The 11,179-nt window shown below is 59.5% G+C and carries 9 protein-coding genes; 1 reads left to right on the forward strand and 8 read right to left on the reverse strand.

Going from position 1 to position 11,179, the window contains the following annotated elements; genetic code table 11:
- Positions 1-88 precede the first annotated feature (88 nt).
- On the forward strand, positions 89-1,648 hold the full coding sequence (gene xrtE, locus VHB22_RS11865) for an exosortase E/protease, VPEID-CTERM system (RefSeq protein ID WP_325457187.1): 1,560 nt from the start codon (positions 89-91) through the stop codon (positions 1,646-1,648).
- Between the two features lie 43 nt (positions 1,649-1,691).
- Here the strand turns inward: xrtE and VHB22_RS11870 are convergent, their stop codons facing one another.
- The 8 genes from VHB22_RS11870 to VHB22_RS11905 form a co-directional block, all read right to left on the reverse strand.
- The gene (locus VHB22_RS11870) at positions 1,692-2,036 is read right to left on the reverse strand and encodes a hypothetical protein (protein WP_325457188.1); all 345 of its coding nucleotides are present in this window, start codon (positions 2,034-2,036) and stop codon (positions 1,692-1,694) included.
- A 111-nt stretch (positions 2,037-2,147) separates the two neighbouring features.
- On the reverse strand, positions 2,148-2,519 hold the full coding sequence (locus VHB22_RS11875; RefSeq protein ID WP_325457189.1) for a hypothetical protein: 372 nt from the start codon (positions 2,517-2,519) through the stop codon (positions 2,148-2,150).
- A 199-nt stretch (positions 2,520-2,718) separates the two neighbouring features.
- Positions 2,719-5,847 (reverse strand): efflux RND transporter permease subunit, encoded by a 3,129-nt coding sequence (locus tag VHB22_RS11880; protein ID WP_325457190.1) that lies wholly within the window; start codon positions 5,845-5,847, stop codon positions 2,719-2,721.
- 9 nt (positions 5,848-5,856) lie between these two features.
- The gene (locus VHB22_RS11885; RefSeq protein WP_325457191.1) at positions 5,857-6,861 is read right to left on the reverse strand and encodes a hypothetical protein; all 1,005 of its coding nucleotides are present in this window, start codon (positions 6,859-6,861) and stop codon (positions 5,857-5,859) included.
- Between the two features lie 319 nt (positions 6,862-7,180).
- Positions 7,181-8,398: an FAD-binding domain gene (locus VHB22_RS11890; protein ID WP_325457192.1), complete on the reverse strand. Its 1,218-nt coding sequence runs from the start codon at positions 8,396-8,398 to the stop codon at positions 7,181-7,183.
- Between the two features lie 57 nt (positions 8,399-8,455).
- On the reverse strand, positions 8,456-9,232 hold the full coding sequence (locus tag VHB22_RS11895) for a 3-hydroxybutyrate dehydrogenase (protein ID WP_325457193.1): 777 nt from the start codon (positions 9,230-9,232) through the stop codon (positions 8,456-8,458).
- The gene (locus tag VHB22_RS11900; protein ID WP_325457194.1) at positions 9,229-9,987 is read right to left on the reverse strand and encodes an acetoacetate decarboxylase; all 759 of its coding nucleotides are present in this window, start codon (positions 9,985-9,987) and stop codon (positions 9,229-9,231) included. The genes VHB22_RS11895 and VHB22_RS11900 overlap by 4 nt, the downstream gene beginning before the upstream one ends.
- Positions 9,984-11,129, reverse strand: coding sequence for a patatin-like phospholipase family protein (locus VHB22_RS11905; protein WP_325457195.1), 1,146 nt, complete (start codon positions 11,127-11,129; stop codon positions 9,984-9,986). The genes VHB22_RS11900 and VHB22_RS11905 overlap by 4 nt, the downstream gene beginning before the upstream one ends.
- Between the last annotated feature and the right edge of the window lie 50 nt (positions 11,130-11,179).

The raw sequence follows: 11,179 nt of genomic DNA on the forward strand, positions 1-11,179 counted from the left end.
CTCCTTGATGTCCCGCTTAGCGACAACGGCTCAATTCCCATATCGAAGGATCGCGAGCCTAATATTTATTGCGGCCATTGAATTGGCGATGGCGAAGGCTCTCTTTCCATTGCCCAACGTTTGGACGATGGGGCTAGCCGTTGCTTCGGCGTACATGATCGCAAAGGCGACGGTATTCGCGATCATTATATTTCCTCTGATCGCTTGGCAGCGCCGTCACGAGCTTTGGGCGGAAATGCGCGTTTCGGACAATGAGCGGATCCCAGGCACTACGCTCGGCGCAAACATAGTATCGTTTGCGCTTCTCTTGTTCGCGAGGCGCGAGCTTTCCGAAGCTGGCGAGACGACCACCGCAGTTTGGCAGTTCACATATTCAATCCTCGTTCTGACGACTGCGCTCTCTCTGCTCCTCTTCATTTTTCCGCAGCGCTTCATTGCGAGCCTGACGGGCTCTTGGCGTCGCGAGAGTGCAATTGCCCTAGGAGGCGGCTTTTTCGGCATTTCCGTCGCGGAACTATTCAATCAATCCGCATTAAACGTTCTGTCTGAGAGCGACTGGGATGCGCTATCGAGCGTAACATTGCATTTCTCATATTGGCTTCTGGCACTCTTTCAAAACGACGCCTTCGTCGATTCCCAAACCCGCGTCCTCGGCGCGGGAAATTTTAGCGTCGAGATTTTTGTCGGTTGTTCCGGATATGAGGGAATGGCGCTGATTGCGATCTTTCTCACCGGATATCTATGGATCTTCCGCCGCTCGCTCCGCTTTCCGCAAGTCCTCGTTCTTTTCCCGCTGGCCATGGGAATTATCTGGCTCTTCAACGCCGTTCGCATCGCGCTGCTGGTCGCGATCGGCGCGAATATCTCGCCGGAGGTTGCGTTAGGCGGCTTCCATTCCCAATTCGGTTGGATTTCATTCTTGCTCGTCGCGATCACGATCATGACGGTCGCGCAGCAAATTCCTTTTTTTTCGACAGTCTCGTCACGTCGCGGCAGCGGAGCTCCCGTCCCGTCGAGGAGCGCCGACGACGAAATCCTGTACTTTCTTGCACCTTTCATCGCGATGATGGCCGCGCAGATAGCCATTCGTGCATTCGCGCCGCACGACCAGCCGCTTTATCCGTTGAAGGACCTTGCCATTGCTGGGGCGATATATCTCTATCGTCGTGGTTATACCCAATTTGCCGAAGTTCCTTCGATCTTCTCGATCGTGCTTGGCGCTCTGGCTGGCATTCTTTGGGTTGTGACGGACCCTGGTGTTGGCTCCGAGACCGCCCTTTCGAGATGGATTGCCGAGCTGACGCCATTGGCCTTCGTCGCGTGGCTTTGCTTCAGAGGCATCGGCACAATCATCATGGTGCCGATTGCCGAAGAACTCGCGTTTCGCGGCTATCTCTACCGCGTGGTGATCGCTCGGCCTTTCGAAAGCGTCGATCTTAAAGCCTTCAGCATGCGCGCTCTGATCGTTTCATCGGTGCTCTTCGGCATGATGCACGACCGTTGGATGGCCGCCGCGCTCGCGGGCGCGCTTTACGCGTTGCTAATGTGCTGGAGAGGCCGCTTATCGGATGCGATCACAGCACACATGACGACCAACGCTGTTATATTCGCGTGGGCCGTCGCTACGGGACAATGGTCGTTGCTTTGACGAATGCCTGATAGTCCGCGTTTCCGAAACGACGGACGATTCGTTACCGCGATCCCACGCGCCGGAGATTGGCGATGTTCAGGCCCGTATGGTCCAGCGTGTCCGCAACGAGCACAACGGGCGAATTCGCATCATAGAAACGACGCCGCAGATGCACATAGCGCTTCCGCGCCGGGCGCGACGGCGCACTCGCGGTTTTTGTGCTTTTGCGTGCGTGCCGCGGCATGGCTCTGACCAACCCGCCGCCGAGGCCCATATAACCGCTCGTCCAGGCGGATTCGAAGGCAATGGATGTGTCGGCGTTCAGGCTCTGCGCCGCAACCTCATTCGATGCGGTCATTGTTGCGGCGAGCGCTCCGGTCGCAATGAGAAAGCGAGATAGCTTCACGAGATTCCACCCGATGCAAGAAGACGACTGCGATGCGTCAAGTTCGAAATGCTTCGGGTTAATAAAAGATTAACAGTCGTGCGATCGTAAGCGATGAACGCAATATCGAACCTATCGGATTGTCGGCGCCGGTGGCTTCAGCAACTCCTGATCGATGTCGACCGGCGTGCATCCTGTTCCCCGCATAACCCGGTTAAGATCGTCGGCTTCCTGCCGCATACGCGCAAGCCGTTCGGTCTTATCGTGATCGACATAACGCTTGCCTTGCATCAAATCGAACACGCCCTCCATCGTGTTGGGGATCGACTGTTCCTTTTCCATCGCCTGCTTGAGGACGCGCATGCTCTCAAGCCGCTTGGTCATGTAACCGCCGAGCGTCGTGCAGGGATCTTGCGAGAGCTTTTGCTTCGAGTGCCGCGCCCAGGAGCTGGGGCTGCCGAAAGCGATGCCGCAGGCGATTGTTGCGATCGCAAGCATGCGCATTCCAGAGCACTTTCCGCTCCGCGCGCGTCTCGTGCGCCCGTTTGATATTTCCATAAAGAACTTCCCGATTAATTGTCTCAGCGAGCCTTGGTGCGCACGATCTTCAAGACCCCTATCGACTCCGTCGATCGAAATTGCGGCGCAGGCAATACCGCACGACGCCGATGGTGCAACGTGGGGTTTAGTCGCTCTTTCGAGCCTAAGGGCTCTGAACGGCGGGCAGCCTGGCGTCGTCGCGAGGCGCTTTTCTTGCGAGACGCGAAATGCCGAGAAAGCGCCCCAGCCGGACAAGGGCTTCCGGTAGCACCCCAAGATTGAGCAACGTCGCTGTGTTCAATCCGCCGAGCACGGTGATGGCCATCGGTGCTTCGATTTCGTGACCGGGACGTCCGAGACCGAGCGCCAGGGGGACAAGGCCCAGCGCCGCCATAAGCGCCGTCATGAAAACAGGCGCGAGCCGCTCGGCCGCCGCGATGCGGATGGTCTCAGCATTCCATTGCCGTCCTTCCGCGTCGGCGACATGCTCGACGTGCGCCAGCATCATGACCGAGTTCCGTGCACCGATCCCGAAGACAGTGATCAGCCCAACGAGACTACCGAGCGTCATGCCGATGCCGCTCGCGACGATAGCGGCAATGCTGCCGATGAGACAGAACGGCAGGTTGATCAGCACCAGCGCTGCGAGCCCGCGCCGCCGGAAGGCCATCGTCAATGCGGCGACGATCAGAAGGATGCTGACCGTCGTCAACCCGGCGAGCCGGATCTGACCTTCGCGCTCCGCTTCAGCCTGTCCAGCGAACGAGATGTAGACATCCTTCGGCAGGTCTAGGGCCGCAACGCGCGCCCGCGCCGTCTTGACGATATCCCGCAGCGAATAGCCTCGCGCTCCGTTGAACGTCACAGCAACGCGCCGCTGGGCGCCGGCATGCTGAATGTTCGAGCGACCGTCTGTAATCGAAATCGTCGCGACATTCTTCAGGAGTGTCTTCGTCGTGGCGTTGCCGATCATCAGCTTGTCGAGTTCTCCGATACGGTTGCGCGCATCGGGCGGCAGGATGACGACGACGTCGACGGTGCGCGCGCCGTTATAGGTTTGTCCGACCGTCGTGCCCGCAAACGCGGTTTGCAGCGCATCGAGTGCATCGCGCGGCGTCAGGCCGTAATTCGAAAGCGCAACCGGCTTGAGTTGCACGGAAATCGTCGGAACCGTGGCGCTGCGCGGCATCCTGAGATCCGTCACGCCGGGAATATCGGCGACCGCGCCCTGGATCTCCGATGCCGCTTTCTCCAGCGAATCGAGATTGTTCCCCTTGACGTTGATGACGACCTGCGCCGTCTCTCCCGTAAGGCTTTCGCTGATGCGATCGCCAAGGAATGTCAGTGTCTCGGAGCGGACCTCCGGAAATGCGCGCAGCGTTTTCCGGATGGCATCCTCTGCATCTTCCTCGCTCACCGTATGATTGGGCTTCAGCTCGATATGGAACTCGCTGCGATCCGGACTCCAGGTATCCTCGCCGAGTTCCGCCCGTCCGATCTGATGCGCCACCGTTTCGACGAACGGCAGTTTGAGGATAGACTTAGTGATCCGCTCGCCGACCGCGACGACGTCATCGACGGACGTGCCTGGAGAAGCCATCGCCATCTGCAAGACGAAATGGCCTTCGCGGAACTGCGGCAGCAACTCGCTGTGAAGATAGGGCACGATGCTGACGGCGGCACCTGCACCGATTGTCAGCAAGAGCACCGTCGCCCACCACGCGCGGTGCACGACATTGAGTATTCCGGCTTGCGCAACTTTCAGCCATCTGACGAGCGGCGACTCCTTTGTGTCCTTCTGATTTGTAAGGAACAGCGCACAGAGAGCCGGCGTCACCGTCATGGCGACGACCATCGATGCTAGCACGGCGATAATGAATGTCAGCGCCATCGGCCCGATGAAACGCCCTTGCACCCCGCCTGCGAACAAGATCGGGAAAAACGCGAAGATGACAGCAAGCGTGCCCCAGAACATCGAACCGCGAATTTCGATCGAGGCATCCTCGATGACTTTCAGCCGATCGGCGCCGGGCGGAGCCTGACGCAGACGGCGGGCGATGTTCTCGATATCGATGATCGCATCGTCGACGAGCACGCCGAGCGCCAGCGCGAAGCCGCCAAGCGTCATCGTGTTGAGAGACTGCCCGTACTCGCTCAGCGTAACGATGGCAGCCAGCAGCGATAAGGGGATCGCAAGGAACGAGATCAGCGACGCTCTAACGCTTCTGAGAAACGCATAGAGTACGACCAGGATCAGCGCCGATCCGAGCGTCAACGCCATTTCGAGGTTGCTCAACGCGCGAACGACGAACGTCGCCGGCCGGTGCAGGGCTGGATACATCTTGATCCCGCGCTTTTCGAGCGTCGGCTTAAGATCAGCCAAAGCCGCTTCGGTCGCCTTGGTCGCTTGAAGCGTGTTAGATCCGAACTGCCCAGAGACGGTGATGAGAACGCCTGGTTCCCCCATGATCGTTGCGTCGCCGATTTTCGGCGCGGGCGCGATCGTAACGGTCGCGATGTCACCGAGCCGGATCGGCTTGTTGTTTTTGACAACAACGACAGTTTCGGCGATGGCGCGCGGATCGGGGCGCGGCGGAGGCGTTTCAATCGTGATGCGCTGGGCTGATGTCTCGACCACGCCGCCGCCTCTGAGCGCAATCGCGTCTCTCGCCGCCGTCATGACGTCGGTGATCGTCAGATCGAGCGCGGAAAGGCGGTCCAGCTTCGGCTGTACCTGGACTTGCCGGATGGCTCCGCCGTAGACGGTGACGCGGGCGATGCCGGGAACGGCCAGCAGACGCGGCTTGATCGTCCAATCGGCGATGTCGCGCAGCGTATAGGGATCGACGCGATCGGACACGATACCAAGCTTCAGCACGTCCATTGTGCTCGATGTCAGCGGCGTCAGTCGCGGCGGCCCAAATCCGATTGGGAATTTGCCGTTGAGCGTCGCCAGACGTTCGGCAATGCCCTGGCGCGCGGCAGTCGGGTCGACGTTCTCGTCGAACGTGATCAAGACGACGGACAGCCCATAAATGGATTCTGACCGGATAGAGTTGACGCCAGGCCCCCCGACGACGGCCGCTTCAATCGGTCCGGTAATGATCTGCTCGACCTGTTCCGGGGCGAGCCCCGGCGCCTCGGTTTGAATCGTGACTTGCGGCGGCACGAATTCCGGAAAGACGTCGAGCGGCGCGCGCATCGCGAGAAACGTCCCGGCAACGAGCCAGACGACCGACATCAAAGCAACGAAGCCGCGGTAACGTATCGACCAGCGAATGAGCGTATTCATGCCGCACGTCTAGTCCGTATCGGTGCGAGCCGTAGCGCGGCTCAGCACCGACGCCGATGCAGCCGGCTTCTTTTCGGGCGGAGGCGCCGGCGCATCATCGTCGTCATCGTCATAGCTGCCCGGCTCCGCTTCACGCGCCAAAAGTAGCGATGCGCCGCGCACGACGACTCGGTCCCCTGGTTTGAAACCGGAGCGGACAAGAAAACCATCGTCGACCGGAGATTCGAGGGATACGACCTTGCGTTCATATTTATGCGGCGCGCTTTCGACATAGCACCAAGACTTGCTTTGGAAGACGACGATGGCCGCGTTCGGAATAACGACTCCCGGGTTCGCATTTGGATTATCGGCGACAAGCCGCGCTCTGTCGCCCACCCGCAGTCCTGGGCCTGCTGGTATGATGCCGAAAAACGAAACCCCCGGCATCGCAAGGTTGCCGGATGGAGCTGGCCAGATAGGATCGACCGGAACTTCCGCGCCGCCTCTGAGGGGAGCAACGCGGACGTTGCGGGGCTGCCCGCCGCTCAGATCTGGAAAATCGAAACGGACGATCGCGCGCTTGCCGCCGCTGATCTCTGTCATGAGCTTCTGTCGCGCATCGACGTCGAGGAACGGCGCGCCGTCGCCCCACGTCTGGCGCAACCGGGATTGCAGCAGCTTTAGATGCGAGGAGTCGACGCCTTCCTGCCGGACAGCGGTCGCGAGCATCTGTTTGGAAAGCAGCGTCGATGTCCGGAAGCGTGCCAATTGACCCCGGCTGAAGTCCGCCGCGACCATGGCCGACCGGATATCGGCATCGAGTTGCAACAGTGGATCGGTATTGAGGATCGCGGCGACGCCCTCTAGTTTCCCGCTGTCCTTTGACGCCGTCAGAGTTACGGTCTGCACCACCGGAGCGGGAGGATCGGCATCGCCGTTACTTTTATTTGCTTCTTCCGAATGCGGTGCGGTGCAGCCGGCAAGGAACATTGTTCCCAATAACACCGCCAGTCGGGCTGCATGCGCCGCTTTCAAGCTAATTTCCTCCAGTGCTCAGGAATAGCTTCCACAAAATTCGGGAAATTATTCCTGAGTTCCGGGAGAATGCTCTAAATATGAGCATCAAGCTAGGGCTTTCTGCGCCCATATCCCCGCCCTCCGGCCTTAGGCGACCCGGCTTCGGACGAGATGCTAAATCTGCGGAGTCCCTGGGTATCGCGACGGAAGGCGTCCGGCATGCCCGTATGTTATATTCTATAGATGTAGCGGATACCTTAATGCCTTGGGAGGGATCGGGGGTGCCGCATTCGCTGGAATCGGCGCTGGCATCCGCCTTGTTCGGCACCCGCGTCCGTCAGTCGGAACGCGAATCCGCGCCACCCGGCGGCCACGCATACTCGGGCAGGCTAAGGGCGTCGATCATGTCTCGCCCGACAGCAAACGTCGCCAGTCCAGGTATGGCGAATGACTTGATCACAAGGTTGCGGAACCACAATCCGAACGGCGTGCGCGGCGCAAGGGCAGCCGCAAAACGCCCCGCGCCGCGTTGCTTCTTGGCGATGAAGTCGCGCAAAATCGCTTCATAATTTTGAAACGCAGTCTCGTGGCGTCCTTCGGCGCGCAAAAGCTCGCCCGCAAGGACGTAGGCTGAAATCATCGCCAGCGCCGACCCTTGACCTGCGGCGAGCGAAACGCAGAACGCGGCATCACCGATCAGCGCAACGCGTCCCTTAGACCATCGGTCCATCTGAATCTGGCTCACGCGATCGAAATAAATATCGTTTGCAGCGCTGACGTCGTCGAGGATGGGTGGGCATTCCCACTTTCCGTCGGCATAGCGTCTGCGAAGCGTTGCCTTTTGCGCATCAAGCGCCTCCGGCAAAGGATCGTTCGCCGCGGTGAAGACAAAGAGGAACAGCGTCCGGTCTTCCCGCAATGTGAAGCGGCCGAGCATTCGTCCCGGAAGCCCGTACATCAAATAGATGTCCTCATCGCGCGGACGGTAACCGGCGACCTCGACCGCGGCGACTGCATAACCCAGCGACTTTTCGAATTGATGTTGCGGCCCGAACGCGAGGCGACGCACGCCCGAATGCAGGCCATCCGCCCCGATAACGAGATCGAAGCGGCGTTCGCCGCCATGCCGAAAGCGAACTTCCACGCCGTCAGCCTGCTCGCGAAGCGCGACGATCTGATCGCCGAAAATAACGTCACTCGCACTCTTGGCTTTTTCGAACAGCAGCCGCGAAAGGTCGCTCCGTCCGACCGTTACATAGCGGCCGTTGGTGAGTTCCTGAAAGACGCTGGTCCCAAACCCGGCCAATCGCTCGCCGCGATCGCCAACAATCCGAAGCTCACGCGCATGGTAGCCGATGCGATTGATGTCGCTGAGAAGGCCCATGCGCTCGGCGATGTCGTAACCGAGCCCCCAGAAGTCGATGACGTAACCACCACTGCGGAGCGCGGGCGCGCGCTCGATCAGTGTCGGTCTGAATCCCGCAACCGAAAGCCAATAGGCGAGCGTCGGTCCGGCGATGCCGGCGCCCGCAATCAGGACGGTCTTATCGCGCATGCACGGACTCTAGACTCTGACGTCCATGACGCAAGTGAAACCGCCGGGAAATCGTCTCTAGTTCATATGCCAGCCATGGCTGACGATGATGCTTTCACCCGTCAACGCATTGGTTTTGAAGGCGGCGAGGAACAGTGCAACCTCGGCGATGTCTGTCACCATCGTGAATTCCTTATCGACGGTCTCGCCGAGCATAACCTCCTTGACGACCCGTTCTTCCGTAATGCCAAGCTCCTGCGCTTGCTCCGGGATTTGCTTTTCGACCAGGGGCGTGCGCACGAAGCCCGGACAGATGACGTTAGCGCGAACACCGTGCTTCGCGCCTTCCTTCGCCATCGTCCGCGCTAACCCCAGCAGACCGTGCTTTGCCGTGACGTAAGCGGACTTCAACGGCGAGGCTTCATGGCTGTGCACGGAACCCATGTAGATCAGCGCGCCAGAGCCCTGTTTGTACATGTGCTTGACACACGCTTTCGTCGTCAGGAAGGCGCCGTCGAGATGAATAGCAAGTAGCTTTTTCCAGTCTGCAAACGGAAAGTCTTCGATTGGATGCACGATCTGGATGCCCGCATTCGAGACGAGAATATCGATTGTACCGAATGCTGAAGCGGTCTTCTCGACGCCCGCATTCACTTCGTCTTCCTTGGTAACGTCCATCGCGACAGCAATCGCGTCCTTTTCGCCACCGAGTTCCTTCGCCGCCGCCTTGGCCGCATCAAGATTGAGGTCAGCGATGGCGACGCGCCCTCCCGCTTCGACGTAACGCCGCGCAATCTGATGACCGATACCGCTCGCTGCGCCCGTGATAAGGGCGACTTTGCCGTCGAGTTTCATGACGCGCGCTCCTGTTTTTTGTCGAGGTAATCGTAGACGACCTTGCCGAGCCCAAGGGTCAGATCGGCGAGGATGTGCGTAGCGGAGATGACTTCGCGCACCGGCAGATCGGCGATCGGCGCCAACGCGTGGGGCCTAAGATCGAGCGCACCGGGTCCGCTCCACGCACCCTTGATGGTGACATCCTCAAGACGGTAATCGACAAGCTCAAGAATGCGCGGACTGCCGTCCACATGCGGAATGATTTTCAAAAGATAGTTCGGGATCGCGAGCGACTTCGCGACGGCTTTCGGATCGAGTGCCTTGTGCTTGTAGCCCATCGTGCCGGTCGCGATCCGCACGTTGCCGTAGTCGAGCGTGCCGACGAAGGTATCTTTGTCCGGTCCAAGGGACGGTTGCGCGTATTTTTTTGGAAAACCCCAGAGCTCACGGCCACCGTAGATCGGCGGGCCGTCATTCAAAAACATCGCGTGCGTGTAACCGCCTTCGACACCGTTGAATCTGACCGGGATAACCTGACCTGATTCCGTGTAGTCGCCGAAGCCCGTCGAATCCGGCATGCGAATGAACTCGTATTTGACGATGGGCTCGCCGAACGTCAGCGGCTCGGGAACGACCTTTTCAAGCGCTTCCTTGTCGGTGCGATAGGTGATGATCAGATATTCCCGGTCAATGAAGCGATAAGGGCCCGGCGGGAAAGCCGGACTCGTTAGCGGCATCGCATAGGCGCGTTTCTTGACGTCGGCGATTTTCATGAGTGCGTCTCCGATGGGGTTGGCGCTAGGTCCTTCGTGCAGTCGAGCACCAACACCCCGTTCTTCGGCCGCTCGCGATTGATCCACTCGGGATTGCTCAACGTGCGCTCGACGTCCTCGGCTCCGGCCCGCCAGTGCTCGTTGACGGTGTAGCGCGAGAATTCATAGTCATTGGATTGCGTGGAATAGGCAGCGCGGCGGTGAATGAGATGCACGATCGTGACCGCCGCATTGCAGCTGAACGACGAGAGCACCTTCCAATCGAAGCCGGATTTGATTTCGTCCGGCACAACGGACTCCAGACGGCGCACCGCACGGCGCATCGATTGGACTCGCCTGAAAAAGTCAGTATTCAGCCGGGTGCGGCTCGAATAGCGAATTTCTTTTTCGCGCTCCTGGACGTCGAACAGCGTCCGAGGAATGGTGCCGCGCGCGCTGAACAGATCAATCTGGAAAACGCACGTGTCGACGCGAGGAATTCCGCCATCGAGCACGTATTGCAGCGGCGTGTTGGAAACGATGCCGCCATCCCAATAGAGTTTGCCGTCGATCTCCACCGGCGGGAAACCAGGGGGCAAGGCACCGCTGGCCATAATATGCTCGGGCCGTATTTCCACCTCTGTGCTGTCGAAGTAGTTGAGGTTTCCGGATGCGACTTCGACGGCGCCGACGCTGAAACGAACTTTTCCGGAATTCAAAAAGTCGAAATCGACGAGTTGAAGTAGTGTCTCCTTGAGCGCGCCGGTGTCGTAGAGGCTGATCGCCTGCACTGTTCCGGGCGGGTGAAAAACGGCGGGCGGCAGGCGCGGGTCGAAAAAGCCCGGCGCGCCGGTCGAGGCGACAAATGCGGCACTCGCTTCATTGAAGAGTTTGCGCGAGTTAGAATCGGTCGCAAGCGGTGGCAGCGTGAGATGGCTCGAAACGAGATCCCAGAATTTACGCAGATGGGGGACGCGTTGATCGTGCGGATGACCCGCGATGATCGCGGCGTTGATCGCGCCGATCGAAATTCCCGCGACCCAGTCGGGTTCGATACCGGCCGCAGAAAGAGCCTCGTACGCACCTGCCTGATACGCCCCGAGTGCTCCGCCGCCCTGCAGCACAAGCACATTCTTTTCCGGGGGTACTTTCGGATCTGTCATATCGTCGATCTGCCTGAACCAGGGGAAAACGAGCAGACGTAACGTTTGTC

This window comes from Hyphomicrobium sp., assembly GCF_035548195.1.
Classification (GTDB): domain Bacteria; phylum Pseudomonadota; class Alphaproteobacteria; order Rhizobiales; family Hyphomicrobiaceae; genus Hyphomicrobium_B.